This is a genomic window from Pseudophaeobacter profundi, from assembly GCF_029697505.1.
GTDB lineage: Bacteria > Pseudomonadota > Alphaproteobacteria > Rhodobacterales > Rhodobacteraceae > Pseudophaeobacter > Pseudophaeobacter profundi.
Genome location: NZ_JARJEF010000007.1, coordinates 114,604 through 140,837 on the forward strand (window position 1 = coordinate 114,604; position 26,234 = coordinate 140,837).

Consider the following 26,234-nt stretch of genomic DNA (forward strand, 5'->3'; position numbering starts at 1 on the left):
GGACCCTAATACATGGCAAGCTATGACGTCATCATCATCGGTGCAGGCCCCGGCGGCTATGTCAGCGCCATTCGCTGTGCCCAGCTCGGCCTGAAAACAGCCATCGTAGAGGGGCGCGAAACCCTTGGCGGCACCTGTCTCAATGTTGGCTGCATCCCCTCCAAGGCGCTGCTGCATGCAACGCATATGCTGCACGAAGCCGAACACAACTTTGCCGACATGGGCCTCAAGGGGAAATCCCCCTCGGTCGACTGGAACCAGATGAAATCCTATAAGGAAGACGTCATCGGCCAGAACACTGGCGGCATCGAATTTCTGATGAAAAAGAACAAGGTAGACTGGATCAAGGGCTGGGCCTCGATCCCTGCTGCGGGCCAGGTCAAGGTCGGCGATGACACCCATGAGGCCAAGAACATCGTGATAGCCTCTGGCTCGGTGCCGTCCTCCCTACCCGGGGTTGAGATCGACGAAAAAATCGTCGTCACCTCCACCGGCGCGCTGGATCTGCCCAAGGTGCCTAAAAAGATGGTCGTCATTGGCGCCGGCGTTATCGGGCTGGAACTTGGCTCGGTCTATGCCCGCCTCGGCTCAGAGGTCACCGTGGTTGAATATCTGGATGCAGTCTGCCCCGGAATGGACAAGGACGTGCAGCGCGGCTTCAAACGCATCCTGGAAAAGCAGGGCCTGACCTTCATCATGGGCGCCGCAGTACAGGGCGTTGACGCCACCAAGACCAAGGCCAAAGTGAAATACGCGCTGAAGAAAACACCTGACACCGAGGAAGTCATCGATGCCGATGTGGTCCTGGTTGCCACCGGTCGCAAACCCTATGCCGAAGGGCTTGGCCTGGATGCATTGGGCGTGAAAATGACCGAACGCGGCCAGATCGCCACAGACGCCCAGTGGCGTACCAATGTGCCTGGCGTCTTTGCCATCGGCGATGTGATCGAAGGCCCGATGCTGGCCCACAAGGCCGAGGACGAGGGCATGGCGGTTGCCGATGTGATCGCGGGCAAACATGGCCATGTAAACTACGGCGTCATCCCCGGCGTGGTCTACACCACGCCCGAGGTCGCCACTGTTGGCGCCACCGAAGACGCCCTGAAAGCCGAAGGTCGCAAGGTCAAGGTTGGCAAGTTCAACTTCATGGCCAATGCCCGCGCCAAGGCGGTACATCAGGCCGAAGGTGGCTTTGTCAAGATCATCACAGACAAGGAAACCGACCGGGTGCTGGGCGCGGCCATCATTGGCCCCGGTGCCGGCGATCTGATCCACGAGATCTGCGTAGCGATGGAATTTGGCGCCTCTGCCGAAGATATTGCCCTGACCTGCCATGCCCATCCAACCTATTCCGAAGCGGTGCGCGAGGCCGCTCTGGCCTGCGGCAATGGCGCGATCCACAGTTGATCCTGTTCAGCAGCAAGACCCAAGGGGCAGCCATCCTGGCTGCCCTTTTTATTTCCACCTGATCGTGACCGTGTTTTTGATGGAATTTGGCCCCCATTCGCGCTCTACTCTCTGTGACCCATAGGGAAGGAATACGGATGTCCGTGTCACTGCAGGTAATCTACCCAATCAGCGAAGGCACAACCTTCGATTATGGCTACTATAGCCAAACCCATATGAAACTGGTGGCAGAACACATGGGGCCACATATCGAGAAAACGCTTGTCACCAAGGGGGTTGCAGGCGGACCGGATCTTCCGCCGCCCTTCTATGCAATTGCCACCATCACCTTTGCCGACCAGGCGGCTATGGGCGCAGCGCTCAAGGGGGCTGGACCGGTAATGGCTGACCTGCCAAATTTCACCAATGTTCAGCCCCAGATGTTGATCGGTGATGTAATCGGCTGACCCTGGTCGCGTGCGTATCGCTGCCCAAGGATCAATAGCGCTGCCGGTTGCCCCGTTGATCAGCCGCCAAGGAACAGGACTGACACCGCGAAGTAAGCCAGGCTGAAGGCCGCAAACAGGATGTTTTGCCGCCAGAACCGCAGGCCAAGCGGATCCTTCAGGGTGATCCAGTCAAGAAAGCTCTCGCGGAACTGGCGCGACAGCCACACAAGCAGCAGAAAAACGGCGAGATATCCAGCCAGCCAGGCTAAAAACGCCGTGGCCTCGGGCTCTGTCGGGACCGGCTCCATCGGCTACCACATGGTCGCGGCAGCGCGCGCCCCCCAGGCTTGATCGTAGTCATGACCACCTTCCTCGCCATCGGTCTGTTCAGCGATGATTTCGCCAATACTGGGCAGGGTGGCGCTTTCATCGCCGGCGTTCCAGGTGCCTGCACGCATCAGGGCGCGGGCGCATTGGCAATAGATTTCATCGATCGATATGACAATCACCGTGGCTGGCTGCCTGCCACCGCGGTCAAATTGTGCCCGTAGATCGGCATCGGCGGTGACAGCAGCGGTGCCATTCACACGCACCACATTGTTTGACCCCGGCACCAGAAACATCAAGGAAACCCGCCCGTCACGGATAATATTGCGCAGGGAATCCAGCCGGTTGTTCCCCCGCCAATCCGGCAGCGCCAAGGTACCCGGATCAAGTTCCAGCACCACAGGGCCATCGTCGCCGCGCGGACTGTCATCCGTTCCTTCCGGACCAACCGTGGTCAACATGCACAGCCGCGACGCCATGATCCATTGACGATAAAGCGGCGTCATACGTCGCGCTACCTTGCGCAAAGACGCTGCCCCCGGCGCACCATAAAGCGCCTCTAGGTCATCAATTGTCTTAAGAAACTGCATCCGGATCAAACCCCAATTCACGCATCAACGCATCTGATTTTGCTTCCACCCGCTCTTCAAGAACAGCCATAAATTCCTTCCGATCCATGCCAGCCTCAATTGGGTCCAGAAATTCGACCACAGCAACACCAGGTTTGCGCATGATTCCGGTGCGCGGCCAGAGCACGCCCACATTGGTCGCCACTGGCACACAGGTCTGACCAAGCTGTTCATAAAGAACTCCGGTACCAATCTTGTAGTCCGCCTTGACGCCGGGGGCGACCCGCGTGCCTTGCGAATAGATGATCAACTGGCCTGCCTCTTGGTGGCCCGTCTTGACGTCCTGCACCATCTTGTCGATGGCCGCGCCGCGCTTGCCACGATCGACCGCCACACAGTCCAGCAATTTGGCATATTGGCCAATCACCGGCGTGCGCAGGATTTCCTTTTTCATGATAAACTTGGCCGTTGGCAGTGCCGTGAAAATCATCATGATATCAAGGAAAGACTGATGCTTGGCGGCGATCAGGACCTCTCCCTGTGGTGGAGTGCCGCGCACTTCGCAGCGGATGCCGACCATCAGCCGTGCGGTCCAGAAGACCCAGCGCGAATAGCTTTTACAGCAGAGCCGCGCGCCGCGTTTGCTGAAAATCGCCCAGGGCGCAAAGGCTAGTCCAAAGATCGGCATCATCAGATAGATCTGAAAAACAAAAAGAAGCGACCGCAGCCACTGGAATGCAAATCTCACGCTAAATCTCCAAGACGTTTTTTCGCGGCGCGACTGGTCGCAACAAAGGCCACCAATGCCCCCAGCGGCGGGATCAGCAGCGGTAGGCCCCAGGTCCAGCCCTGAAAGCCCAAGCCCGTCAGGAAACCGCCTTCATTCGAGGCGGCCGGCATCAGCCAGACACCAATCATCCCCAGCACCATGCCAGCCGCAGCACCACCCAGGGCGCGCAGGGTAAAGCGGCGGATAAAGGCATGGGCGATATAACTGTCCAGGGCGCCCACCAGACGCAGCACCTCGATCACCTGGGCATTGGCTGCAAGGGCCGCATTGGCCGCCAGGGTGATCATCGCCGCCGTCGCCCCCGCAATCAGCAGGATCGCAACCGTCCCCAGCCGTCGCAGCGCCCGCGCGGCATCCACCAGGGGGGCGCGCCAGCGGGTGTGATCGTCCAGCACCGCACCGGGGACTTCGGCCTGCAGGCGCAGGCGCAGCCCGGTGCCGTCATAGCCCGGATCATCTTCGATCACTTCGATCAACTGCGGCACCGGCAGGCCGTCAAGCACGAGCGAAGACCCGAACCAGGGCGCCAGCAGCGCGGCCTGTTCCGTATCGCTCAGGGCGCGGGCCGAGGCCACACCGGGGGTTTGCTGCAAAATGGTCAGCGCCGCCTCGGTCTGGGCCAGACGTTGTTCGGCGGGTGCATTGATACGCAGTGTTGCCGCCCGGGCCAGCTCATCCGCCCAGCGGGTGGCCAACCGTCCCGATGCCAGTGACAGCGCCAGGGCAAAAACCGCCAGAAAGGCCATCGCCCCGGCAACAAACAGCGTCAACTGCGCGGTGAACCCGCTTGGCGGCACAACCCGATCGGCCTGGGCATCGCCCATAATCAACTTGCGCAGGCGTCCTTCGCTCATAGATCTGCCCCCGCTTGGTGCAATTGTCTGGCTGAAATCCGCAGCACGCGGGCCTGCACCTGTTTCTTGGCGGCCCGGATCAGCGACATATCATGGGTTGCCACCAGGATGGTCTTGCCCATGCGGTTCAGCTCGACCAGCAGCTGCAGCAGGCGCTGTGACATGTCCCAATCGACGTTGCCGGTGGGTTCATCGGCGATGATCACATCCGGCGACAGAATCACCGAACGCGCCAGGGCCGCCCGCTGTCGTTCCCCACCAGACAATTCTGGCGGCAGCGCATCAGCCCGCTGCGACAGGCCAACCCAGGTCAGCAGCTCCCGCAGGTTGGCGTCTTCCTGGCTCAGATCCTTGCCCGCGACAGTCAGCGGCAGCGCAATATTTTCGATCACCGACAGATGATCGAGAAACCGGCAATCCTGATGCACCACGCCAACGCGACGGCGCAGATGCGCCATCTGGTCACGATCCAGCCCGCGCACATCCATGTTCATGGCCCGCACCCGTCCCGAGGTCGGCGTCAGCGCCCCATAGCAGAGTTTCAACAGGGTGGTCTTGCCCGCGCCCGATGGCCCTGTCAGGAAATGAAACGATCCCGGCGCCAGCTTTACCGAGACATCGCTCAGCAGTTCCCCGCCTCCGTAGTTGTAGCCAACGTTTTCCAGCTCTATCACGACGGTCCCCTGTTTGCGCCAGCCAGTTTTGCCCCAGCAGCCCGCCAGTTTCAATGGGCCATGGGGCAATGCCGCCAAACCAAGCCGCACAACGCCAGGACAAATCGCAATTCACCCTTTCGCGACAGCCCCGAACTGCCTATTGTTATTTAGAAATACTGCCGACAGTTACCCGGATGCCTCCGGGGCCAAGGAGATCTTTATGCGCCTGACCTGCCCGAATTGCGGTGCCCAGTACGAAGTGCCGGATGACGTCATTCCACCAGAAGGCCGTGATGTGCAGTGCTCTAACTGCGCCGATACCTGGTTTCAGCATCCCGTTGGTTTTGTGGCTGACACCGATCCCGGTGAGGCAGATACCACCGCTGCGGCACAAACGCCGCCCCAACCAGAATCCCAGCCAGATCCAACGCCAGTACCCGCACCGGAGCCAGAACCTGAAGCCCCGGCGGCAACGGGGGCCGAAGCCACCGATCAGCCCGCAGCCTCGCACCGCGATGCCGACGCAAAGGACGCAGCCCCCGAAGCCGAGGAACCAGCGCCCGCACCTGCGGAGCCGGAAGCCCCGCCAGCGGCAGCCACCGCTACCCCGGAAGCAGCCCCAGAGGCGGCAGATCAGGACAGCACTGCGGCGAGTGACGAAACCAAGGACGCAGCAGACCCTGCACCGAAACCGCGCAGCCTTGACCCCGCGCTAAGCGACATCCTACGCGAAGAAGCCGAGCGAGAAACCACCCTGCGCGCCGCCGATCAGGGCAAGCCGCGGCCACAACCGCTAGAGACCCAGTCCAATCTGGGGCTGGATGACCTGCCTGAAGACGGGGCGGCCCAGCGGTCCCGGCAGGCGCAGGACCGCATGGCACGTCTGCGCGGCGAAGATCCACGCCGCCTCGCTGCCGAGGCCAGCGGGTTAAAACGTGGCGTTCTGCCCGACATCGAAGAAATCAACTCAACCCTGCGCACCGCAGACACGCCAATGCCGCCGCCCGGCCCCAACGAACAATCCGCGCCACGGCGTAAATCGGGATTTACCCGCGGGTTTGCCTTGGCAATTCTTCTCGTCGTGGTGCTGGTCATGACCTATAGCAATGCATCGCAAATCGCCGAGGCCGTACCCCAGGCCGACCCCTATTTGAGCAGCTACGTCACCTGGGTGGATCAGGCGCGGCTTTGGCTTGATGCCCAGGTCAGCGCGCTGCAACAGCCACAGATCTAAGCGGCCCCTCTGCGCCGCAACCGCTGGCGACCCAGGGCTATCAAGCAGAGGCGCACTCCTCGAGTATGCCGCTCGGGAGAGGCGCCCAGTTTAGAGCGATACGTAAAATCAAATAGTCAGAGCCAGTCGCGCGACTGCAAATGAACGCGACGGGCTTTTAGCTTGGTCGGTTCAGAACTGTTCCAGCAGGCGCTCAAAATAGTTGCGTTCTTCTTCGCTGCGCTCCATCTCGCCGGCCCGGCGGCGCAGTTCTTTCAACAGATCCCAGGCGCGACGATGTCCGCTCCCTTCGCCAAACTCTGAATTGCGCTCATCTCCCAGCCCCGAGCCATTGCGGTCGCGGCCCAGGGGATCAGCCTGCGCCGAGGGGGAGGCTGCGCCCTGTCCCTGTCCGGGCTGCTGATTTTCCGCCAGGGCCTCGCCCAAGGCGCGCAGACCTTCACGCAAGGCTTCCATAGCTTCGGACTGCTGGTCGATCGCCTCGGCCAGCTCCCCCCGGCGCAGCGCCTCTTCGGCACCATCCATCGCCCGCCCGGCGCGATCCAGCGCCTCGGCTGTGGCTGCCCCATCAGAGCCCTGCCCCAGAGGCAGCCCCTCTTGTTGGCGGCGCAGCGCCTCGCGCAGCGCGCGTTGCTGCGCGGCCAGGCTATCGGCACTTGGGCTGCCCGCCTGGCCACCACTGGGGTCACTGCTGTCGCCCCCAGCCTGGCCGCTACCGTTCTGGCCCGCACGGTCGCCTGACTGGCCGTCTTGCCCCTGCTGGCCCGCGCCGTTTTCGCCGCCCTGACCGCCCTGGTGCTGTTGCCCCCGGCCCTGTCCGCCGCTGCGGCCTTCGTTCTGCTGGCTTTCACCGGTCTGGGCATTGGGGTTGAACTGTTCCTGCAAATTGCGAAAGGCCTGATCCGAAAGACCCTGCTGCTGTTGCAGCCTCTCGCCAAGATCTTCCATCGCCTGTTGCCCGTCAGAGCCACCCTGCCCCTGCTGGTTCTGGCTCATCCGCATGTTTTCCATCATCCGTTGAAACTCTTCCAGGGCCTGCTCAGCCTCGGCCATACGTCCCTGTTCCATCAGTTCCTGAATCCGGTCCATCATTGCCTGCAAATCCTGCTGGCTAAGCGTGATAGCGTTTTCCGGCGACTCGCCGCCCGCCCCGCCGTCCCGCTGGGCCTGACGCTGCAACTGGCGCATATAGTCCTGGGTTGCTTCACGCAGTTTTTGCATCAGCTGGGCAATCTCTTCGTCGCTGGCCCCGTCGCGCATTGCCTGGCTCAGGCGTTCTTTTGCCTGCTGCATCCGCGCCAGCGCATCGCCGATATCGCCCTCCTCCAGGCTCTGCGCCAGCGCCCAGAGCGCGGCAGCCGCCTCGTCCCGTTCATCTGTGCGGATCAGGGGCGGCTTGGCGGCAGTCAGCGCGGCGCGCTGCATTGCGGCCTCCAAGCGACGCAGAATAGCCCGCATCTGCAAATAGTTACCCGCCGCGCGAAACAGGGTCTGTGGGCGGTGCGACAGCGCCCGCAACAGCTGCGTCACCCGCCGCGTATTGGCGCGCGCCCAAAGAAGATCCCGCCGCTGTTCCGCCACAGCGGCCGCCAATGGATCAAAGAAACGCGGTGCCACCAGCGGCGCGCCCAGCACCGCAGACTGCGAGCTCTGGCCCGCCGCATCCTGCAGCGACAGATGAAAGGTCACCGGCAGATTGGCCCAGGGATGGGCGGCAAAATCCTCGATCAACACCTCTTCAAAGGTCTGCCGAGAGCCACTGACAGGCAGGGGCAGGTCGAGCACGAGATCTTCGGTCTTTTCGGGGTCCGCAGCCAGGCCGTGGTGACGGGGTACCGCCAGCAGATCCAAAGCGATCCGCACCTTGCCACTGGTAACACCATAATCATCCTGCGCCAGAAACCGCAGCGACAAGGCGCCCTCTTCCGTCAGCTCGGGCAGGCCCATGATTGCAATCTGCGGCGGCTGATCCGGCAACATCGCAACAGTCCAACTGCGCCCGCCTCGCCCCTGGATTTCCAACTGACCAGAGCGCTGAACCATCACTGCATGGTCCATCCTGCCAACGGTCTCTTCTGCAGCGGTTTCAGCAGGCAATGCCTCTGCGTCGGGAGCTGCCAGGCTCTGCTTCAGTTGCAATGCCCCCTCGCTGCCATAAAAGCGCAGGGTAATCCGGCTGCCCTCAGCCAGCTCCAGCCGCTCTGCCGCCTGATCATTCAGATAGAGCACCGGCAAGCCGGTATAGCGCGGCGGCTCGATCCAGCCCTCCCAGGACGGGCCCGTCGCGCCCAGATCCCCGCCGCCCGGCACCATCGCCGTCAGGCTGCCAACCCGCCAGAGCGAGCCAAAGATCAGCGCAATCACCAGCGCAATCAGCGCAACATAGCGCAGCGCAAAAGGGTCAGCCGCAGCAATCCGCAGGTTTGGTGCCGCGGGTTTGGCCGCAGCCGCCGCCTGCGCCATACGCGCCTGATGCGCCTGCCACAGCGCCGTAGCCCCCGCATCGTCCTGGCCAATCGCCTGGGTGTCCAGCAAGGCGCTGACCGGGCGCCCTGGCAGGTTGGCATCCAACCGCGCCAACGCTTCGTTCCGGTGCGGCCAGCGAAAGCGCCACAACCCAAAGGCCAGCGCCCCCAGCGCCGCCCCCGCGGAAAGCACAACCGCTATCCAGAAAAGAACTGGCGCAACAAGATCATGCAGGCCTAGCATCAGCGCCGCAATTGCCGCCATCACAACAGAGGCCAGGGGCCAAAAAGCACGCAGGGCGCGTTCGCAAAGCATACCCGCCTGCGTCAGCCGAAGCGGCCATCGCAGGGGATGCAAGCGTGGATCAGCCTTGCCGTGTCGCGCCATCAGAGCTCTGCCTCCCTTGGGCCTTGCCTTAGGTGGCGTCTCTCGCCGGGACATCTGCCCGTGCGGCTACAACCACTCTGGGATGGTATCGCGGTTTATCATTTCGTCAAAGTCCGGACGTGCGCGAATAACCGCAAATTGATCCCCATTGACCAGAACCTCCGGGATCAGCGGCCGTGAATTATATTCGCTGGCCATCACCGCGCCATAGGCCCCGGCACTGCGAAAGGCGATCAAATCCCCGGCCGCCAGTGGCGGCATGGTGCGTTCCTTGGCAAAGGTATCGCCACTTTCGCAGACCGGGCCAACAATGTCATAGGCCAGGCTTTCGATCCCCGGCGCCGGTTCATTGACCGCAACAATATCATGGTAGGCCTCATACATGGCCGGGCGGATCAGATCATTCATCGCGCCATCAATGATCAGGAACTGGCGGTCTTCGCCCGATTTAACATAGATCACACGGCTGACCATCAGGCCCGCGTTGCCGGCAATCAAGCGGCCTGGCTCGATCTCAATTTCACAGCCCAGATGCCCGAGGGTCTCCTTGATCAGCTGGCCATATTCGATCGGCAGCGGCGGTGCCTCGTTCGAGCGGGTATAGGGAATGCCCAAGCCACCGCCCAGATCCAGGCGGCGGATGTCATGGCCATCAGAGCGCAGGCTTTCGGTCAGCTCAGCCACCTTCTCATAGGCCTTGCGGAAGGGCTCCAGATCGGTCAACTGCGAGCCAATATGCACGTCAATCCCCACCACCTGCAGCCCCGGCAGACTGGCCGCATGGGCATAAACAGCGCGGGCCCGCGCAATGGGAATGCCAAATTTATTCTCGGATTTTCCGGTGGCAATCTTGGCATGGGTCTTTGCATCCACGTCCGGGTTAACCCGAATGGTGATCGGTGCCACCTGGCCCAGCTCCTGCGCGATGGCGCTGATCACCTCCATCTCCGGTTCGCTCTCGACATTGAACTGTCGAATGCCGCCGCTCAGCGCGGTGCGGATTTCCTCGGCGGTCTTGCCAACGCCGGAAAACACGATCTTGTCACCAGACACCCCAGCCGCCTTGGCGCGCAGATATTCCCCCTGGCTGACCACATCCATCCCTGCACCCGCCTGCGCCAGGGTCTTCAGGATCGCCTGATTGCTGGCCGCCTTCATGGCATAGCATACCAGATGATCCATACCTTCCAGCGCCTCGTCAAACAGGCGGAAATGGCGCAGCAGCGTCGCCGAGGAATAGACATAAAACGGCGTGCCCACAGCAGCCGCAATCTCGGCAACTGGCACATCTTCGGCGTAAAGCGCGCCGTCGCGGTAAAGAAAGTGATCCATAAAAGGCGATTAGACCAAAACAACGATCTGTGGCAAATGATTCCCGCCCCCAGCCCCGCGGGTCAAGGGCCGCTCTGCGGCGGCGCCTGGGCGCCGTTTACCCTTGAGGCGCCTCCTGAAACACAGTTGAACTGGCTCTTTGAGGGCAAGCCTGCCCCTCAAAGACCTCTCAGCAAAGAAAAACACCGCGCGTCAGCGCGGTGCTCGGCCCAACTCTGCGCGGGGCCCGTCAGGGCATCAAGTCAGCGGCGGGAGCCCCCCGCCAGACCTGGACGCCCCCTTCAAAATCGATGCGACACGCCCACCCTGCCATAGCCAGACACCCGTAGGCCGGACGCCGTCGGCGCGGCCTGCTCCGCAGCTGGGGGCTGGGCATAGGATTGCGGTAGATCACAGGCAGAAAGGCTGAGCACAGAGGCCGCCAAAAGCCCAATCAGCAAGCGAGAAGGGATCATAGGGAACGGGCCTTTTCCGGTTTCAGGTTGTCGTTCAGCGCGCCCCATCGGGGTATTCAAACCAGCCCACGGGCCAGCTGTTCAGACTGGTAAATCTGATCGGTCAAACATGTCGGTCAAAACCCGAGATAGACATTCAACGGCCCCTTGTGCAGCCCAACGGACCCACCCGCGTGCACACCGCTATTGGACACACCAACCCCCGCGTTCAATGAGGGGCGCATCGGCTCTCCGTCAACGCCGCAGGCGCTCACACTGGCACCCAAACCGGTGATTGCTATCACGTTGAGCATCCATCTGCGCATTGTCTCGCCTCCAAAACGGTCTGGCTCACCACCAGACAAAATGGTGATCATGGGCCACAAAACAAGGTGGCGCATGATCAAATTCACGTCCCCAACACCCGATCAGGCGTCAAGCATCGCCGTCCAGCGGGCCACCTGGGCGCGCACCTGCGCGGGCGCGGTGCCCCCATAGGACAGACGCGAGTTTACCGAATTCTCAACGCCAAGAACAGTAAAGACATCCTGAGTGATGGCGTCGTGGACGCCCTGCATATCCGCCAGTGTCAGATCCGGCAGGTCGCAGCCGCGACCTTCGGCAAGGGCAACCAGCGATCCGGTGATGTGGTGGGCATCACGGAACGGCAAACCCAGCACCCGCACCAGCCAGTCGGCCAGATCCGTCGCGGTCGAAAAGCCCGATCCAGCGGCCTCGGCCAGTTCAGCGCGGTTGGCGCTCATGTCTTTCACCATGCCTTCCATCGCCGCCAGCGCCAGCATCCAGTGATCGGCTGCATCAAAGACCTGTTCCTTGTCTTCCTGCATGTCCTTGGAATAGGCCAGTGGTAGCCCCTTCATCACCATCATCAGCGCTGTATTGGCACCAAAAATCCGTCCTACCTTGGCGCGGATCAGCTCGGCTGCGTCCGGGTTTTTCTTTTGCGGCATGATGGATGAACCGGTGGAAAAGCGATCCGACAAGGTGACAAAGCGAAACTGAGCTGAGGACCAGATCACCAGCTCTTCGGCAAAGCGCGACAGATGCACTGCGCAGATCGAGGCACAGGAGAGGAACTCCAGCGCGAAATCACGATCCGACACCGCATCCAGCGAATTGGCGGCCGGACGGTCAAAGCCCAGCGCAGCGGCGGTCATTTCGCGGTCAATCGGAAAGGAGGTGCCGGCCAGGGCAGCGGCGCCCAGGGGGCTTTCGTTCATGCGTTTGCGGGCGTCGCGGACGCGGGACAGATCGCGGCCAAACATTTCCACATAGGCCATCATGTGGTGGCCCCAGGTCACCGGCTGCGCCACCTGCAGGTGGGTGAAACCGGGCATTACCCAGTCGGCGCCTGCCTCAGCCTGTGTCAAAAGCGCGCGGATCAGCGCCAGCAGGCCAGTTTCCGCCGCATCCAGCTGATCGCGCACCCAGAGTTTAAAGTCGGTGGCCACCTGGTCATTGCGAGACCGCCCGGTATGCAGACGACCTGCGGGTTCACCAATCACCTCTTTCAGGCGGGCCTCGACGTTCATGTGGATGTCTTCCAGCGCGGTGGAAAACTTGAATGTGCCATTCTCGATCTCTGACAAGACCGTGAGCAGCCCTTCCCGAATTGCCTCGGCGTCGTTATCGCTTATAACGCCTGTTGCGGCCAACATCGCTGCGTGGGCCCTGGAGCCAGCAATGTCCTGGGCAGCCATTCGCTTGTCAAAACCGATCGAGGCGTTGATCGCCTCCATGATCGCGTCTGGACCAGCGGCAAAACGGCCGCCCCACATCTGGTTCGAGGCTTGATCTGTCATGGTGGAATCCCGGAGATAATATGCGTCTGTTACGTCACCTTTCCCTTTATATCGCCCTGAGCTTGGGTGCAAATGCGGCGATTGCCGCGGATGTCGCCGAACTGGAGGGCCTGCGCGCCGACAGCCTGAAACGTCTGGTGGTACACGCTGAGCCCCGTAGCGTTTCTAATGCTGCGTTCTTCCTTGAAGACGAAGGCGGCACCACAACGCTGCAGGATTATCGCGGCAAGGTGGTCTTGCTGAACTTCTGGGCCACCTGGTGCGCGCCCTGCCGCAAGGAAATGCCGCAGATCGCAGAACTGCAGGAAGAGTTCGGCGGCGAGGATTTTGAGGTTCTGACCATTGCCGCCGGGCGGAACTCCCCATCCGGGATCGTAAAGTTCTTTGATGAGAACGGCATCACCAACCTGCCCCGCCATCAAGACCCGAAACAGGCGCTGGCCCGCGAAATGGCGGTGGTTGGCCTACCAATCACCGTGCTGTTGAACCGTGAGGGCGAAGAGGTTGCGCGCCTGATCGGCGATGCAGAATGGAACTCTGACAGCGCCAAGGCCATCATTGCCGCCATGATTGCCGATCCGGGCGACAGCTAAAACAGCCGCGAAAACCACGGCCAAAATACACGACAAAAATACTGGCCTGGCCCTTTATTGGGCCAGTCGCGACAGAGACCACCCCTTTGAGCAGACAACGCGACCACCGGCAGGTCGCTAAAATTTTATATTTAAGCCTCACTTCACCCTTTTGCGCCACAGTCCCGGATAACGCATAGTTTTAGCGTAAGGCACCAGCTCCAGGAGGCAAACAGGTGGTCAGCAAACGGAAAATGAGACGGGCGAACATGGCCGAAGGCTCTGAAGATCCGCTATCCGCTGCCGTGGTCGCACGCGATCACAGTACCCTGGACATGGTGGCAGAGGCGGTCAAGCACGACCAATCCATGCTGGCCTTTCAACCGGTTATGCAGGCGATGCCACCCCATGGTGTTGCCTTTTACGAAGGCTATATCCGAGTGTTGGATGCCACGGGACGGGTGATTCCCGCCCGTGATTTCATGCATGTGGTTCATGACAAGGAAATCGGCCGCGAGCTGGACTGCCTGGCGCTGCAACATGGGCTGCGCGCCTTGATGAAATCGCCGCAAATTCGTCTCTCAATCAATATGTCTGCCCGCTCTATCGGCTATAGCCGCTGGTCCAAGGTGCTGGACACCTTCCTGAAGAAGGACAAGACAATCGGCGAACGGCTGGTGCTGGAAATCACCGAGGCCTCAGCCATGAACGCACCAGAGCTGGTGATCGATTTCATGGACCGGATGCAAAAGCACGGCATTGCCTTTGCGCTGGATAATTTTGGTGCCGACACCACTGCCATTGGCCACTTTCGCGAATTCTTCTTTGATGCGGTCAAGATCGACGGCCAATTCATTCGCGGCATCTGTGACAACCACGACAACCAGGCCGTGGTTCGCGCGCTGGTCGGCATTGCCAAGCAGTTCGACATGCTGGTGGTCGCTGAATCGGTTGAAACCCAGCAAGAGGCAGAATTCCTGATCTCTATTGGCGTCGATTGCCTGCAAGGCTTTCTCTACGGTGCGCCGACGGTTTCGCCGCCCTGGCTGGAAGAGATGAAAAAACGTAACCGCGCCTGAATGATAGCACCGCATGGTCGTACCGCGCTGCCACTGCCCAGGCTGGGTGGTTGCGCTGCGCCTTTTGCTCTGCCTGCCCAGACGATCGAAGCTGTGCGCCTGACGCTGCATTGCGGCAAACTATGCGCCGCCACCTGCTTGCCACCGTCGAACCGTCGGCGGTTTTTCTCGTTTACGACATATGCGAGTTGACACCGCCCCGGCCCCTGGGACACCCTGTCAATTGCTGCAACTGCAGCAAGACGCTATATCTCTCCCGGAGAGGGAGGTGAAAACGTAACGGCCACGTCATAGGCTGGGGCCCCCGTGCCTGCGTTTTCATCAGATATTTTGATGGCAGAGGACCATAAATAAATGACCAATGTTGTAATTGCATCCGCCGCGCGTACCGCTGTCGGCAGTTTTGGCGGTGCCTTCGCCAATACACCCGCCCATGATCTGGGCCGGGCCGTGCTCGAAGCGGTGGTGGCGCGCGCAGGTGTAGATAAGGCCGAGGTTTCTGAAACCATTCTGGGGCAGGTGCTGACCGCAGCCCAGGGCCAGAACCCGGCCCGCCAGGCCCATATCAACGCTGGCCTACCACAGGAAAGCTCTGCCTGGGGGATCAATCAGGTCTGTGGCTCTGGCCTGCGCGCTGTTGCCCTTGGCGCACAGCACATTCAGCTGGGCGATGCGGCAATTGTCTGTGCCGGTGGCCAGGAAAGCATGACACTCTCGCCCCATGCCGCCCATCTGCGGGCAGGCCATAAAATGGGCGATATGACCTATATCGACACCATGATCCGCGACGGTCTCTGGGATGCCTTCAATGGCTATCACATGGGGCAAACCGCCGAAAATGTTGCCGATAAATGGCAAATCTCGCGCGAGATGCAGGATGAATTCGCCGTCGCCAGCCAGAACAAGGCCGAAGCGGCGCAGAAGGCCGGCAAATTCGCTGATGAGATTACCGCCTTCGCCATCAAGACCCGCAAGGGCGAAACTGTCGTTGATCAGGATGAATACATCCGCCACGGCGCCACCATGGCGGCGATGCAAAAACTGCGCCCCGCCTTCGCCAAAGAGGGCTCTGTTACCGCGGCCAATGCCTCGGGGCTGAACGATGGCGCGGCGGCCACCCTGTTGATGAGCGCCGATGAAGCCGAAAAGCGCGGCATCGAGCCGCTGGCGCGAATTGCCTCTTATGCGACCGCAGGCCTGGATCCGTCGATCATGGGTGTGGGACCGATCTATGCTGCGCGCAAAGCGCTGGACAAGGCCGGCTGGACTGTAGCTGATCTGGATCTGGTCGAAGCCAACGAAGCCTTTGCCGCCCAGGCCTGCGCCGTGAACAAGGAAATGGGCTGGGATCCAGAGATCGTCAACGTCAACGGCGGCGCAATCGCCATTGGTCACCCCATCGGTGCCTCAGGGTGCCGGGTGCTGAACACGCTGCTGTATGAAATGAAACGGCGCGGTGCCAAAAAGGGGCTCGCAACCCTGTGCATCGGCGGCGGCATGGGCGTTGCCATGTGCCTGGAGCGCCCATAAGGGCTGCGGATATTGACATAGAACAGGGCGCCGATTTGGCGCCCTTTTTATTACGGGGTGTCCCAGAATGCCGCGCACGATCATGGCCCGATCACGTTTTCGACGGGCAGTTTCTTGTTTTCTGATGGGCACTTGCTGCGGGTGCGACAATTTATGCGGCAACGCAGATAAATTTACTACGCAATATTATTGCGCACCACGCAATCAAACGATAACAACATTACAAAGAGAATTTTGAACTGGAGGAACACAGAATGGCACGTACTGCACTCGTTACTGGCGGCTCTCGCGGCATTGGCGCAGCAATTTCAAAGGCTCTGCAAGACCAGGGCTGCACCGTCGCGGCCACCTATGCCGGCAATGACGAAGCGGCCGCAAAGTTCACCGAGGAAACCGGCATCAAAACCTATAAATGGAATGTTGGCTCCTATGAGGAAAGCCAGGCAGGGATCGCCAAGGTCGAGGCTGATCTTGGCCCCATTGATATTGTGGTTGCCAATGCTGGCATTACCCGCGATGCGCCGTTCCACAAGATGACCCCACAGCAGTGGCAAGAGGTCATCGACACCAACCTGACCGGCGTGTTCAACACGGTCCACCCGATCTGGCCAGGCATGCGCGAGCGTAAATTTGGCCGGGTCATTGTGATTTCTTCGATCAATGGTCAGAAGGGCCAGTTTGCCCAGGCCAACTATGCCGCGACCAAGGCCGGCGATCTGGGCATCGTCAAATCCCTGGCGCAGGAAGGCGCGCGGGCTGGCATCACCGCCAATGCGATCTGCCCTGGCTATATCGCCACGGAAATGGTCATGGCGGTGCCGGAAAAAGTGCGCGAATCGATCATCAGCCAGATCCCGACAGGTCGTCTGGGTGAACCGGAAGAAATTGCCCGCTGCGTGGCCTTCCTGGCCTCGGACGATTCGGGCTTTATCAATGGCTCCACCATCTCGGCAAACGGCGGTCAGTTTTTCGTCTGATCCCTGGCGCGCCAATTACCCCAGTCATGGCGCGGGCCAAGGCTGCACATAAAACAAGGGCCGGTCTTGTCGACCGGCCCTTTTGCATCCCGTAAGGACAAACGCGTTTTGCCCAGCGGGAAAACTCGGTGCGAAATCTCTACGCCAGACCTGCGGCCTTGCCGAGCCGTTTGCCAGCGGTCGCCGCGCGGCACAGGCCAAACAGCCAGGACACACCGGAAAACAACGCCTGGCTGCGGCTCGCATGGGCCTGTTCCATCGCCTGTTTGATCTCGCTATTTGCAGAATATCCCATCGTTTCAGCCTCCGTTCGGATCAAAATTGTCTATCTGAAACCACTATGGCCTTTTACTGAAAAACCGACAAACGAGACTTTCCAACCCTTCAGTTAAGGTTTACTTGTGTGAACATGCCAGATCGTCTGCCCCCTCTGACCGCCCTGCGTGCCTTTGATGCGGCCGCGCGTCATATGTCCTTTGCCCAGGCCGCTGCGGAGCTGAACGTGACGCCTGCGGCCCTGTCCTTTCAAATCAAATCGCTGGAAGAGCACCTGGGCGCGCCGCTGTTTCGCCGCCTCAACCGCGCGGTAGAACTAACCGAGGCAGGCCGCACCCTCGCCCCCGGTGCCGCAGAGGGGTTTCAAACCCTGTCCGCCGCCTGGATGGCCACGACGCGCTTGCAGGACAACAGCTCTCTGACCGTGACGGCCGGTCCGGCGCTGACCGCAAAATGGCTGGCGCCCCGGCTCTATGAATTTGCCCGCGCCCACCCCGAAATCGACCTGCGATTTTCCGCAACCCTGCGCAATCTGGATCTAGAGCGTGACGATGTGGATGTGGCAATCCGCTTTGGCTATGGCCAGGATGATGGGCTATATTCGGTGCCCGCGCGCAAGGAATGGCTGACGCCGGTGATGTCGCCAGAGCTGGCCGCCCAGTTTCCAACCCCCGAAAGCCTGTTGCAAGCGCCGCTGATCTTTGATGATTCCATCGATTTTTTGCAACCCCCCTGCGACTGGCCTACCTGGTTTCGCGCCTGCGGGATTGACTTCACGCCCCTGCATGGCACCCATTTTTCCAATGCAGATCACGCCATCAATGCCGCGGTTGCCGGCATGGGCGTGGCGCTGGGACGACGTCCGATGATCATTGCCGATCTACAAGAAGGTCGCCTGGTCGCCCCCTTCAAAGTGGCGATTGAAACCAAGGCGCGGTTTCGCTTTCTGTGTCTGCAGGGGGCGGAAAACCGACCTCAGATTGCGGCCTTTCGTGATTGGTTCCTGGCAGAAATCGAAAAAACCGCGCATATTTCCGATCGCTTCACCATACTCCCGGTTGAGGACATTCCTGCCCTATGACCCGTTCCAGTGCGACCGCCACGGGGTTCATCGCCGTGCTTCTCTGGGCCTTTCTGGCGCTGCTGACTGTCGGGTCTGCGCCGATGCCGCCGCTATTGCTGAATGCGATCTGTTTCACCCTTGGCGGCGCCTTGGGGCTGATCTGGACCTTTTGTTCTGGCGGATTGGGTCAGCTGCGCGCCGTTTCCTGGCGGGTCTATGCCTTTGGCTCACTTGGGCTATTTGGCTATCATGCGCTCTACTTTTCAGCCCTGCGCCTGGCGCCCGCTGCCGAAGCCGGGTTGATTGCCTATCTCTGGCCGCTGCTGATCGTGGTCTTTTCCGGCCTGCTCCCGGGGGAGCGCCTGCGGCGGGGCCATCTGATTGGTGCCACGCTTGGCTTTGTCGGGGCGGCAGTGCTGATCACCGGCGGCGCAGGCGGCTTTCAGACCGCCTTCCTACCCGGCTATCTGCTCGCCCTGCTCTGCGCCCTGTGCTGGTCCGGCTATTCCGTGCTGTCGCGGCTGGTTGGCACCGCGCCGACCAGCTCGGTTGCGGTGTTCTGCCTGCTGACCGCGCTGGCCTCCTGGGGGCTGCATTTTGCGCTTGAGGACACGATCTGGCCGCAGGCCGTGCTGGGCTGGGTCTCGGTGCTACTCTTGGGGTTGGGGCCTGTGGGGCTGGCATTCTATGTCTGGGACATCGGGGTCAAACAGGGGGATATTCAGCTCTTGGGGACCAGTTCTTATGCGGCGCCGCTTCTGTCAACCCTGATACTGGTGCTCGCCGGAGTGGCTGATGCAAGCTGGAGCCTGGCCCTGGCCGCAGTCCTGATCACCGTGGGCGCTGTGGTTGCCGCCAAAACTGTCTGAATCGTCAAGGCAGCGTGATGATTGGCCTCCATGATCGCTCTCAGGCACGGGTACCAAACTAAAAGGGCCGCCACGACTGGCAGCCCAAAATTTCAACTATCGTCCCATTTACCACTGTCTGCCCTGATGGCAACGCGCGGCACTTGGGCTTATGCGGATTCAGTTTCGTAGCTCAGCCGCTTGATTTCTTCTTTGAGTTTCAGCTTCTGCTTCTTAAGCCCGGCAATCACCAAGCCATCGATACTGGGGGATCGTTGGGCCGTCTCTACTTCCATACTAAGGTGGTCATGCTTCTTTTTCAGTTCGGTCAGATGCGAGCTGAGGCTCATGGCGTTCCTCCTTTAAAGCGAGATATGCAACCCCGAAACGACGGGGTCAAAGTGAGTGGAGCACAAGTTTTACCATCTGTCACGCTGCAGACGCATATTTTTGTCATGAAATTGTCATATCGGCCAAAGCCCGCCAAAAGCTATATTTCTATAGGCAAAAACACCAATAAATGCTGTCATTTTTACAGGCATCGATTGCAAAGTGGGTGCTCGATACTTACTTTGGCGCGGGCCAGATCAGCGGCGCACCCTCGCGCAGGATGGCTCGCACTTCGGGGCGATAGCTCTCTGCGTCGGCCGTGTGATGCAGACCCTCATGCAGGATCAACGGCGCGTGCAGCCGAAAATCAGCCCGCCCGCCCTTGCGCGCGCGCAGCAAAACCAGCTCGGCCGGGCGGCCCTGCCGCGGTGCCAGCGGCAAAATTTCAAGCGAGCCAAGGCAGGCCTGACAAGCGCTGAGCATTTCCGGCAGACGATCTGCCCGCTGGATCATGTGCAGGTATCCCTTGTAGACCAATCGCCGCGCCGCAGTTTCAATCCAGACCGACAGCGGGGTGTCGCCCCCCAGGGCGATCTGCCGCCCCGCATCCAGCGCCGGACTATGGGCGCCTGTGCGGTAGTAGGGCGGGTTGGCCAGCACGTGATCAAACTGGCGCTGGCGCAGCTCTTTCGGCAGGTTCGCCAGATTGGCCTCGACCACCTCCAGCACCTGGCCATTCTGGCGGCCATTGCGCCGCGCAAGATTGGCGTAATCGGGCTGTAGCTCTACCCCGGTCAACCCCAGGCCGGAGACCCGCGCGCCAAGGCACAACAGGGCCTGACCGCCACCGCAGCCCAGCTCTAGCACCTGCTCGCCCTCACGCGCAGGCAGGGCCGCCGCCAAAAGCACGGGGTCCACCCCGGCGCGGTAGCCCCCTCGCGGCTGCCACAGCTTGACCCGACCACCAAGGAAATCATCCAGCGACAACGCCTCATCAGCAAAACTAAGCCCTGCCACAGGCCCGGCTTTGCCCGTGCCACTCATGTCGCCTGGCCAAGCGGGATATCATTGTCCCGCATCGCACGCAGCGCCAGGTCGTAGTCCCCTTCCCGTACCATCAGACGGCGCGGGAAAATTCCAATGCCACCTTCAAGGATGCTCATATTTACGTCCATCTGAAAGCAGTCTATATCCTCACCCTCAAGAAGGGCGGATGCAAAGGCCAGGACAGTCGGATCGGTGCTGCGCAAAAGTTCTTTCATGGGGATGGATCTAAGGGCAAGGCACAGGCCTTGTCGAGCCTGAAAGCCGGGGAAGCAATGAACCAAATCACAACGCAAAAACCACATGACTTGCTTGCCGCGACCCTGAGTTCAGAAATGGACGCGGTCAACACATTGATCCAGACCAGAATGGCGTCAAAACACGCCCCCCGGATCCCCGAGGTGACCGCCCATCTGGTCGAGGCCGGCGGCAAGCGCCTGCGGCCGATGCTGACCCTCGCGGCCGCGCGGCTCTGTGGCTATGAGGGGGCGCATCATGTCAAACTGGCAGCCACCGTCGAATTCATCCACACAGCGACCCTGCTGCATGATGATGTGGTTGACGAAAGCGGCCAGCGCCGTGGCCGCCCTACCGCCAATCTGTTGTGGGATAACAAAAGCTCGGTTCTGGTTGGCGATTACCTGTTTTCGCGTAGCTTCCAGTTGATGGTGGAAACCGGCTCGCTGCGGGTCCTGGACATACTTGCCAATGCCTCTGCCACCATCGCCGAGGGCGAAGTCCTGCAAATGACCGCCGCCTCGAATCTCTCTACCGATGAAGCGGTCTATCTGCAGGTGGTGCGGGGCAAGACCGCCGCGCTTTTTTCCGCCGCAACCGAGGTCGGCGGCGTGATCGCCGAGGCCCCTGCCGATCAGATCAAGGCGCTCTATGACTATGGCGATGCCCTGGGCATTGCCTTTCAAATTGCCGATGACCTGCTGGATTATCAAGGCGACAGCAATGCAACCGGCAAGAATGTCGGCGACGATTTTCGCGAACGCAAACTGACCCTGCCGGTGATCAAGGCGGTGGCCCAGGCCACAGAGGAAGAGCGCCGGTTCTGGCAGCGCACCATCGAAAAGGGTCAGCAGGCCGAGGGCGATCTGGAACAGGCCCTTGCCTTGATGGCAAAATACGGCACCCTAGAGGCCACCCGTCAGGATGCGCTGCATTGGGCGGAAACCGCCACCAAGGCCCTGACCGCGCTGCCGGATCATCCCATTCGTAAAATGCTGCATGATCTGGCCGATTATGTCGTGTCACGCCTGAACTAGCCTGGTTGCGTCAGGTCAGGCTGACAGCCCGGATCCACCAGTCGGGGTGCTCGGTGCCGATCTGATAGGCGGCCTTATGGGCCGCCTTTTTGCTGGCATAAAGCGCAAAGCAGGTGGCACCGGACCCGGACATGCGGGCAAGCAGTGCGCCAGAGCTGGCGCCCAGATCCCCCAGCACCCGATCAATTTCAGGGGCAACGCGCCGGGCCGCTGGCTCCAGATCGTTGCGCTGTTCTGCCAGCCAGGCAGCGCAGTCCGATGGGCTGGAAAAGGTGGGGATCGTCGCTGGCATTGACGGATTGTCGCGGCTTTGCAGTCCCGAAAACACCGCCCCTGTCGGAACATGGCAGCCGGGATTGACCAAAAGCGCCTGCAGCTCTGGCAGATCAACTTTGGTGATCTCCTCGCCAATGCCATGCATACGGGCGGCCCGTGCAAGGCCGCAGACTGGCACATCCGCCCCCAGTGACAGCGCCAAGCCAGGCGGGATCAGCCGCCCCTGCGCCGCCAATGCCCGCAGCAGGGCGGCTGCATCGCAGGACCCGCCGCCGATGCCTGCCCCATGCGGCAACTCTTTTTTCAGATGAATATGCCCCTGCCAGCCCATACCAAGCGCGGCCTGCCAGACAAGATTACGCTGATCATTCGGCACGCCTTCGGCAAAGGGACCAGACAGGCTAAGTGCCATCTGCGCGGCCGGTTCCAGTTGCAGATGGTCACCCAGATCGGCAAAGACCACCAGAGAATCCAGCAGATGATAACCATCGGCGCGCTGGCCAGTAACATGCAGGGTCAGGTTGATCTTTGCCGGGGCAAAGATATCAGCCTTCATTGGCGACCTGCAAAGGGGCTGCACCTTCTTGCTCAAGCACTTGATCCAGACCGATTTCCAACTTGCTGCGGATCCGGTCGGGGTCAGCCTCGCCATCCCCCTTGCCACTGCGAATGAAGGAGAGGGCGCGCTTCCACTGGAATTCGGCTTCGCGCTGGCGGCCCACAGCCCAGTAGACATCGCCCAGGTGATCATTGACCACTGGATCCACCGGCATCAGCTCGACCGCGCGTTCCATATGCGCAACGGCCTCTTCATACCGGCCAAGCCGATAGAACACCCAGCCCAGGCTGTCGACGATATAGCCCGAATCCGGGCGCGCCGCGACGGCCTGTTCGATCATGCCCAGGGCTTCCTCCAGCTTGTCATCTTTTTCGATCAACGAATAGCCAAGGTAGTTCAGCACCTGCGGGCTATCGGGGCGCAGCGCCAGCGACGCGCGGAAATCGGCCTCGGCCTTGGGCCATTGCTTTAGCCGTTCGTGGGCAATGCCACGCGCGTAATACAGGAACCAGCGACTGCCGGCATCCTCGGCCAGATAGGACAGGGCAGTGTCATAGGCCGCGACAGCGCCGATATAGTCCTCTTGCTGGCGCAGCAAATCGCCCAGGCTGATCGAGATCTGCGGCAGGGTGGGGAAATCCTGCACCAGCTGTTCCAGCACCTCGGCGGCGGCATCCGGTTTGGCGGCCCGGCGCATTGCCTCGGCGCGACCCATTTCAGCGGCGTAGTATTCGGGATGGGTGTTTGGCACCTGTTTGTAGGTGGCAATCGACAGCTCATAGCGGCCCAGCTGATCCAGCAAATCAGCACTGAGCAGGATCGCATCAATATGCTGCGGGCTAAGCGCTGCCGCCACACGGGCATACATCAGGACAAAATCGCTGGCGGCTTCACCGCTCATCACGGCGGCCAGGGTAAAGAACACCTCGGCGATGCCATCACGGGCGGTACTGGCAATCGAAAAACCCAGCGCTTCGCCAGCGGCAAGCCGGGCGCGAATGTCATCCAGGGCCGGGTCCGTGGCACTGCCAAAGCTGGCCTCCAGCGTGGCCAGCGCCTGTTCGTTTTCACCCAGCTGAGACAGGATTTCGATCCGGGCCAGCGCCGCGCGGCGCGACAGCCGCGCCAGCTGGCCGTCATTGGCTGCAAACAGCGCCTCTGCGCCGTCGTAATTGCCAGCCGAAGCCAGTGCCAGTGCCTTGTGGTAAAGGGCAAATGGGCGCAGGGCCTCTTCCTCGGCGATGCGATCAAACACCGCCAGCGCCTTATCAACAGAGCCAACCCCCATATGCGCCCAGGCTTCGACCAGCCCATCCACCAGCGGGTGGATTTGTCGGCCCTCGTCGTCGCTTTCCAGTATGGTCTGGAAATCCTCAGCCAGGGCAAAGCCGCCAACCATGACGATATTGGCCGCCTGGCTGCTCGCGCCACTTTGCCAAAGCCGCTCGGCCACCGGGATTGCCTGTTTCATCTGGCCCTGGGCCAGATGGGCAAAGACCACGTTTTCCATCAGCAGCGGATTGGACGGATCCCGTACCAATGCACGGGTATAATAGTCTGCTGCCGCGGAAAAATCGCTTTCATAGGTGGCCGCCCGGCCCGCCAGATAGGACCCGGCCAGCCCCTCGGCCACTGCGGGTTGCGTCGCCAGCGCCCCTGTGGCGGCCAATGCGGCCAGAGAAACGAAGGGGCGGAAACAGAACGTTGGGGTCAATACAGGCAGGTTGCGAAGAAATGATACCGGCACCTGGGGGCCTCCTATGCGTGTGCGCGTCGCTTGGAGAGAAAGCGTAGTGCGGCAGACCCTGACACGCAATGGGGCGACCCGAAGGCCGCCCCAATTTTGCGTGATTTCCGCCGTTTTGCCGCATTACAGGCTATTCGTCGCTGATTTGGCGCACAGAGGCACCCATCGCGGCCCTGTGGCGTTACATATTAGGATAGTTCGGGCCATCGCCGCCCTGGGGTGTGGTCCAGGTGATGTTCTGGCTTGGGTCTTTGATATCGCAGGTCTTGCAGTGCACGCAGTTCTGGAAGTTGACCACAAACTCCGGCTTGCCATCCTTTTCGACCACCTCGTAAACGCCCGCCGGACAGTAGCGCTGTGCCGGCTCGTTGAATTTTGGCAGGTTGGTCGAGATCGGCAGGCTTGGATCTGCCAGATGCAGATGGCAGGGCTGGCTTTCTTCGTGATTGGTTGCGGCAAAGGACACATTGGTCAGCCGGTCAAACGACAGCACACCATCGGGCTTGGGGTAGGCAATCTCTTTGTGCTTAGAGGCTTCCTCGGTTGCTTCGGCATCGTTTTTGCCATGCTTGAGCGTACCAAAAAGCGACAGGCCCAGGATGTTGTTGGTCCACATGTCCAGACCACCCAGCATCAGCGAGGCCATCAGCCCCCATTTGGACCACATCGGCTTGACGTTGCGCACCATCTTGAGATCCTTGCCGATGGCGCCATCGCGCACGGCGGTCTCGTAGTCGGGCAGCTCATCACCGGAACGATCGGCCTTGATCGCCGCGTAGGCGGCCTCGGCTGCGGCTTTGCCTGACAGCATGGCGTTGTGGTTGCCCTTGATGCGCGGCACGTTGACCATGCCGGCAGAACAGCCCAGCAGCGCCACGCCAGGCGCAACCAGCTTGGGCATCGACTGATAGCCGCCTTCAGTGATCGCACGCGCACCATAGGCGACGCGCTTACCGCCCTTCAGCAGATCCGCAACCATGGGGTGATGCTTGAAGCGCTGGAATTCCATGTAGGGGTACAGATGTGGGTTCTTGTAGTTCAGGTGCACCACAAAACCGACGTAAACTTGGTTGTTGTCCAGGTGATAGATGAAAGAGCCACCACCAGCATTGGAGTTCAGCGGCCAGCCCATGGTGTGGGTGACGGTGCCTTCCTTGTGCTTGGCGGGATCAATTTCCCAGATCTCTTTCATGCCAACGCCGTATTTCTGCACGTCCTTGCCCGCGCCAAGATCATATTTGGCAATGACCTCTTTCGATAGCGACCCGCGCACACCTTCGCCAAGGAAGACATATTTGCCATGCAGTTCCATGCCTGGCTCGGTGTTGGGACCGTAAGAGCCATCCTGTTCCAGACCAAAGACCCCGGCAACCACGCCTTTGACTTCGCCCTTGTCACCGTAGACCAGCTCGGAACAGGACATGCCGGGGAAGATTTCAACGCCCAGCTCTTCGGCCTGCTCGGCCATCCAGCGGCAGACATTGCCCATCGAGACAATATAATTGCCGTGGTTGTTCATAAGCGGCGGCATCGGGAAGTTGGGCACGCGGATTTGGCCTGCTTCACCCAGCATGTAGAAGTTGTCTTCTTTTACCGGCACGTTCAGCGGCGCGCCTTTTTCTTTCCAGTCCGGGATCAGCGCATCCAGACCGCAGGGGTCCAGCACTGCACCAGACAGGATATGCGCCCCCACTTCAGAGCCCTTTTCCAGCACCACGACCTCTAGGTCGCTGTCCAGCTGTTTCAGGCGGATCGCGGCTGAAAGACCAGCGGGGCCAGCCCCTACGATCACCACGTCATATTCCATCGTTTCGCGTTCGATCTCGGCCATAGAGGTGCTCCTTGGCTATTGTATTCGCTACCGGTCCCATCGCTGGGGGCGAGCTGTGCGTAATTTTCTTTCGCGGTTGCTTAGCGTTTGGCAACATACCAGGTCAATCCAAACTCTGCGT

26 protein-coding genes are annotated in these 26,234 nt (G+C 60.7%); 10 read left to right on the forward strand and 16 right to left on the reverse strand.

Annotation, left to right across the window (positions count from 1 at the left end; translation table 11 throughout):
- Positions 1-12 precede the first annotated feature (12 nt).
- Positions 13-1,407, forward strand: a complete 1,395-nt coding sequence (gene lpdA, locus P2081_RS12665) for a dihydrolipoyl dehydrogenase (protein WP_278923237.1) — start codon at positions 13-15, stop codon at positions 1,405-1,407.
- Positions 1,408-1,544: 137 nt separating this feature from the next.
- The gene (locus P2081_RS12670; protein WP_278923238.1) at positions 1,545-1,853 is read left to right on the forward strand and encodes an EthD family reductase; all 309 of its coding nucleotides are present in this window, start codon (positions 1,545-1,547) and stop codon (positions 1,851-1,853) included.
- Positions 1,854-1,912: 59 nt separating this feature from the next.
- Here P2081_RS12670 and P2081_RS12675 read toward each other — a convergent pair whose 3' ends face one another.
- Genes P2081_RS12675 through P2081_RS12695 form a run of 5 tightly spaced genes read right to left on the reverse strand, consistent with a single transcriptional unit; the run spans position 1,913 to position 5,049 of the window.
- Positions 1,913-2,143, reverse strand: coding sequence for a hypothetical protein (locus P2081_RS12675; RefSeq protein ID WP_278923239.1), 231 nt, complete (start codon positions 2,141-2,143; stop codon positions 1,913-1,915).
- A 3-nt stretch (positions 2,144-2,146) separates the two neighbouring features.
- Positions 2,147-2,752, reverse strand: coding sequence for a pyridoxamine 5'-phosphate oxidase family protein (locus P2081_RS12680; RefSeq protein WP_278923240.1), 606 nt, complete (start codon positions 2,750-2,752; stop codon positions 2,147-2,149).
- Positions 2,739-3,479, reverse strand: coding sequence for a lysophospholipid acyltransferase family protein (locus P2081_RS12685; protein ID WP_278923241.1), 741 nt, complete (start codon positions 3,477-3,479; stop codon positions 2,739-2,741). Before P2081_RS12685 ends, P2081_RS12680 begins: the two co-directional genes overlap by 14 nt.
- The gene (locus P2081_RS12690) at positions 3,476-4,375 is read right to left on the reverse strand and encodes a cell division protein FtsX (protein ID WP_278923242.1); all 900 of its coding nucleotides are present in this window, start codon (positions 4,373-4,375) and stop codon (positions 3,476-3,478) included. The genes P2081_RS12685 and P2081_RS12690 overlap by 4 nt, the downstream gene beginning before the upstream one ends.
- Positions 4,372-5,049 carry a cell division ATP-binding protein FtsE gene (locus P2081_RS12695; RefSeq protein ID WP_278923243.1) on the reverse strand — a complete coding sequence of 226 codons (678 nt, stop codon included), beginning with the start codon at positions 5,047-5,049 and terminating at the stop codon, positions 4,372-4,374. Before P2081_RS12695 ends, P2081_RS12690 begins: the two co-directional genes overlap by 4 nt.
- A 202-nt stretch (positions 5,050-5,251) precedes the next feature.
- Between P2081_RS12695 and P2081_RS12700 the strand changes: the two genes are divergently transcribed.
- Complete coding sequence (locus P2081_RS12700) at positions 5,252-6,265, forward strand: zinc-ribbon domain-containing protein (protein ID WP_278923244.1); 1,014 nt, start codon at positions 5,252-5,254, stop codon at positions 6,263-6,265.
- A gap of 171 nt (positions 6,266-6,436) precedes the next feature.
- On the opposite strand, the gene P2081_RS12705 is transcribed toward P2081_RS12700, so the two are convergent.
- The 4 genes from P2081_RS12705 to argH all read right to left on the reverse strand — a co-directional run bounded on the left by P2081_RS12705 (position 6,437) and on the right by argH (position 12,707).
- Positions 6,437-9,118 carry a TIGR02302 family protein gene (locus P2081_RS12705; RefSeq protein WP_313790348.1) on the reverse strand — a complete coding sequence of 894 codons (2,682 nt, stop codon included), beginning with the start codon at positions 9,116-9,118 and terminating at the stop codon, positions 6,437-6,439.
- A 66-nt stretch (positions 9,119-9,184) separates the two neighbouring features.
- The gene (gene lysA / locus P2081_RS12710; RefSeq protein ID WP_278923246.1) at positions 9,185-10,450 is read right to left on the reverse strand and encodes a diaminopimelate decarboxylase; all 1,266 of its coding nucleotides are present in this window, start codon (positions 10,448-10,450) and stop codon (positions 9,185-9,187) included.
- A 571-nt stretch (positions 10,451-11,021) separates the two neighbouring features.
- A complete protein-coding gene (locus tag P2081_RS12715) occupies positions 11,022-11,210 on the reverse strand; it encodes a hypothetical protein (protein ID WP_232403172.1) in 189 nt (62 codons plus the stop codon).
- 102 nt (positions 11,211-11,312) lie between these two features.
- Positions 11,313-12,707 carry an argininosuccinate lyase gene (gene argH / locus P2081_RS12720; RefSeq protein WP_278923247.1) on the reverse strand — a complete coding sequence of 465 codons (1,395 nt, stop codon included), beginning with the start codon at positions 12,705-12,707 and terminating at the stop codon, positions 11,313-11,315.
- Positions 12,708-12,727: 20 nt separating this feature from the next.
- Between argH and P2081_RS12725 the strand changes: the two genes are divergently transcribed.
- The 4 genes from P2081_RS12725 (at position 12,728) to phbB (ending at position 16,865) form a co-directional block, all read left to right on the forward strand.
- Positions 12,728-13,300 carry a TlpA disulfide reductase family protein gene (locus P2081_RS12725; protein ID WP_278923248.1) on the forward strand — a complete coding sequence of 191 codons (573 nt, stop codon included), beginning with the start codon at positions 12,728-12,730 and terminating at the stop codon, positions 13,298-13,300.
- Between the two features lie 233 nt (positions 13,301-13,533).
- On the forward strand, positions 13,534-14,358 hold the full coding sequence (locus P2081_RS12730; protein ID WP_278923249.1) for an EAL domain-containing protein: 825 nt from the start codon (positions 13,534-13,536) through the stop codon (positions 14,356-14,358).
- 354 nt (positions 14,359-14,712) lie between these two features.
- Complete coding sequence (locus tag P2081_RS12735; RefSeq protein ID WP_278923250.1) at positions 14,713-15,888, forward strand: acetyl-CoA C-acetyltransferase; 1,176 nt, start codon at positions 14,713-14,715, stop codon at positions 15,886-15,888.
- Between the two features lie 254 nt (positions 15,889-16,142).
- Entirely contained in the window at positions 16,143-16,865 is a 723-nt protein-coding gene (phbB, locus tag P2081_RS12740) for an acetoacetyl-CoA reductase (protein ID WP_278923251.1), read from the forward strand.
- Between the two features lie 139 nt (positions 16,866-17,004).
- On the opposite strand, the gene P2081_RS12745 is transcribed toward phbB, so the two are convergent.
- Positions 17,005-17,160, reverse strand: coding sequence for a hypothetical protein (locus tag P2081_RS12745; protein WP_278923252.1), 156 nt, complete (start codon positions 17,158-17,160; stop codon positions 17,005-17,007).
- Positions 17,161-17,274: 114 nt separating this feature from the next.
- Here P2081_RS12745 and P2081_RS12750 point away from each other — a divergent pair, with 114 nt between their 5' ends.
- Both P2081_RS12750 and yddG read left to right on the forward strand, forming a co-directional pair.
- The gene (locus P2081_RS12750; protein WP_278923356.1) at positions 17,275-18,222 is read left to right on the forward strand and encodes a transcriptional regulator GcvA; all 948 of its coding nucleotides are present in this window, start codon (positions 17,275-17,277) and stop codon (positions 18,220-18,222) included.
- Positions 18,219-19,073: an aromatic amino acid exporter YddG gene (gene yddG, locus P2081_RS12755; RefSeq protein WP_278923253.1), complete on the forward strand. Its 855-nt coding sequence runs from the start codon at positions 18,219-18,221 to the stop codon at positions 19,071-19,073. Before P2081_RS12750 ends, yddG begins: the two co-directional genes overlap by 4 nt.
- Before the next feature lie 149 nt (positions 19,074-19,222).
- Here the strand turns inward: yddG and P2081_RS12760 are convergent, their stop codons facing one another.
- The 3 genes from P2081_RS12760 to P2081_RS12770 all read right to left on the reverse strand — a co-directional run bounded on the left by P2081_RS12760 (position 19,223) and on the right by P2081_RS12770 (position 20,644).
- On the reverse strand, positions 19,223-19,402 hold the full coding sequence (locus P2081_RS12760) for a YdcH family protein (RefSeq protein WP_278923254.1): 180 nt from the start codon (positions 19,400-19,402) through the stop codon (positions 19,223-19,225).
- Positions 19,403-19,619: 217 nt separating this feature from the next.
- Complete coding sequence (locus P2081_RS12765; RefSeq protein WP_278923255.1) at positions 19,620-20,426, reverse strand: tRNA1(Val) (adenine(37)-N6)-methyltransferase; 807 nt, start codon at positions 20,424-20,426, stop codon at positions 19,620-19,622.
- Positions 20,423-20,644 (reverse strand): putative signal transducing protein, encoded by a 222-nt coding sequence (locus tag P2081_RS12770; protein WP_278923256.1) that lies wholly within the window; start codon positions 20,642-20,644, stop codon positions 20,423-20,425. Before P2081_RS12770 ends, P2081_RS12765 begins: the two co-directional genes overlap by 4 nt.
- A 57-nt stretch (positions 20,645-20,701) precedes the next feature.
- Between P2081_RS12770 and P2081_RS12775 the strand changes: the two genes are divergently transcribed.
- Positions 20,702-21,700, forward strand: a complete 999-nt coding sequence (locus tag P2081_RS12775) for a polyprenyl synthetase family protein (RefSeq protein ID WP_278923257.1) — start codon at positions 20,702-20,704, stop codon at positions 21,698-21,700.
- Between the two features lie 10 nt (positions 21,701-21,710).
- On the opposite strand, the gene P2081_RS12780 is transcribed toward P2081_RS12775, so the two are convergent.
- From P2081_RS12780 to P2081_RS12790, 3 genes are all read right to left on the reverse strand, one after another.
- Positions 21,711-22,532 (reverse strand): 4-(cytidine 5'-diphospho)-2-C-methyl-D-erythritol kinase, encoded by an 822-nt coding sequence (locus P2081_RS12780; RefSeq protein WP_278923258.1) that lies wholly within the window; start codon positions 22,530-22,532, stop codon positions 21,711-21,713.
- On the reverse strand, positions 22,522-24,282 hold the full coding sequence (locus P2081_RS12785; protein ID WP_417700430.1) for a tetratricopeptide repeat protein: 1,761 nt from the start codon (positions 24,280-24,282) through the stop codon (positions 22,522-22,524). The genes P2081_RS12780 and P2081_RS12785 overlap by 11 nt, the downstream gene beginning before the upstream one ends.
- Positions 24,283-24,463: 181 nt before the next feature.
- Complete coding sequence (locus tag P2081_RS12790; protein ID WP_278923259.1) at positions 24,464-26,113, reverse strand: electron transfer flavoprotein-ubiquinone oxidoreductase; 1,650 nt, start codon at positions 26,111-26,113, stop codon at positions 24,464-24,466.
- Positions 26,114-26,234 lie beyond the last annotated feature (121 nt).

Bases quoted from the DNA above. Each gene is read 5' to 3' on its own strand.
- argH (WP_278923247.1), bottom strand. From the start codon at position 12,707: ATGACAGATCAAGCCTCGAACCAGATGTGGGGCGGCCGTTTTGCCGCT.
- P2081_RS12725 (WP_278923248.1), top strand. From the start codon at position 12,728: ATGCGTCTGTTACGTCACCTTTCCCTTTATATCGCCCTGAGCTTGGGT.
- P2081_RS12790 (WP_278923259.1), bottom strand. From the start codon at position 26,113: ATGGCCGAGATCGAACGCGAAACGATGGAATATGACGTGGTGATCGTA.
- phbB (WP_278923251.1), top strand. From the start codon at position 16,143: ATGGCACGTACTGCACTCGTTACTGGCGGCTCTCGCGGCATTGGCGCA.
- P2081_RS12750 (WP_278923356.1), top strand. From the start codon at position 17,275: ATGCCAGATCGTCTGCCCCCTCTGACCGCCCTGCGTGCCTTTGATGCG.
- yddG (WP_278923253.1), top strand. From the start codon at position 18,219: ATGACCCGTTCCAGTGCGACCGCCACGGGGTTCATCGCCGTGCTTCTC.
- P2081_RS12745 (WP_278923252.1), bottom strand. From the start codon at position 17,160: ATGGGATATTCTGCAAATAGCGAGATCAAACAGGCGATGGAACAGGCC.
- lysA (WP_278923246.1), bottom strand. From the start codon at position 10,450: ATGGATCACTTTCTTTACCGCGACGGCGCGCTTTACGCCGAAGATGTG.
- P2081_RS12715 (WP_232403172.1), bottom strand. From the start codon at position 11,210: ATGCGCAGATGGATGCTCAACGTGATAGCAATCACCGGTTTGGGTGCC.
- P2081_RS12675 (WP_278923239.1), bottom strand. From the start codon at position 2,143: ATGGAGCCGGTCCCGACAGAGCCCGAGGCCACGGCGTTTTTAGCCTGG.
- P2081_RS12760 (WP_278923254.1), bottom strand. From the start codon at position 19,402: ATGAGCCTCAGCTCGCATCTGACCGAACTGAAAAAGAAGCATGACCAC.
- P2081_RS12700 (WP_278923244.1), top strand. From the start codon at position 5,252: ATGCGCCTGACCTGCCCGAATTGCGGTGCCCAGTACGAAGTGCCGGAT.
- P2081_RS12735 (WP_278923250.1), top strand. From the start codon at position 14,713: ATGACCAATGTTGTAATTGCATCCGCCGCGCGTACCGCTGTCGGCAGT.
- P2081_RS12690 (WP_278923242.1), bottom strand. From the start codon at position 4,375: ATGAGCGAAGGACGCCTGCGCAAGTTGATTATGGGCGATGCCCAGGCC.
- P2081_RS12705 (WP_313790348.1), bottom strand. From the start codon at position 9,118: ATGGCGCGACACGGCAAGGCTGATCCACGCTTGCATCCCCTGCGATGG.
- P2081_RS12775 (WP_278923257.1), top strand. From the start codon at position 20,702: ATGAACCAAATCACAACGCAAAAACCACATGACTTGCTTGCCGCGACC.
- P2081_RS12670 (WP_278923238.1), top strand. From the start codon at position 1,545: ATGTCCGTGTCACTGCAGGTAATCTACCCAATCAGCGAAGGCACAACC.
- P2081_RS12770 (WP_278923256.1), bottom strand. From the start codon at position 20,644: ATGAAAGAACTTTTGCGCAGCACCGATCCGACTGTCCTGGCCTTTGCA.
- P2081_RS12730 (WP_278923249.1), top strand. From the start codon at position 13,534: ATGAGACGGGCGAACATGGCCGAAGGCTCTGAAGATCCGCTATCCGCT.
- lpdA (WP_278923237.1), top strand. From the start codon at position 13: ATGGCAAGCTATGACGTCATCATCATCGGTGCAGGCCCCGGCGGCTAT.
- P2081_RS12780 (WP_278923258.1), bottom strand. From the start codon at position 22,532: ATGAAGGCTGATATCTTTGCCCCGGCAAAGATCAACCTGACCCTGCAT.
- P2081_RS12680 (WP_278923240.1), bottom strand. From the start codon at position 2,752: ATGCAGTTTCTTAAGACAATTGATGACCTAGAGGCGCTTTATGGTGCG.
- P2081_RS12765 (WP_278923255.1), bottom strand. From the start codon at position 20,426: ATGAGTGGCACGGGCAAAGCCGGGCCTGTGGCAGGGCTTAGTTTTGCT.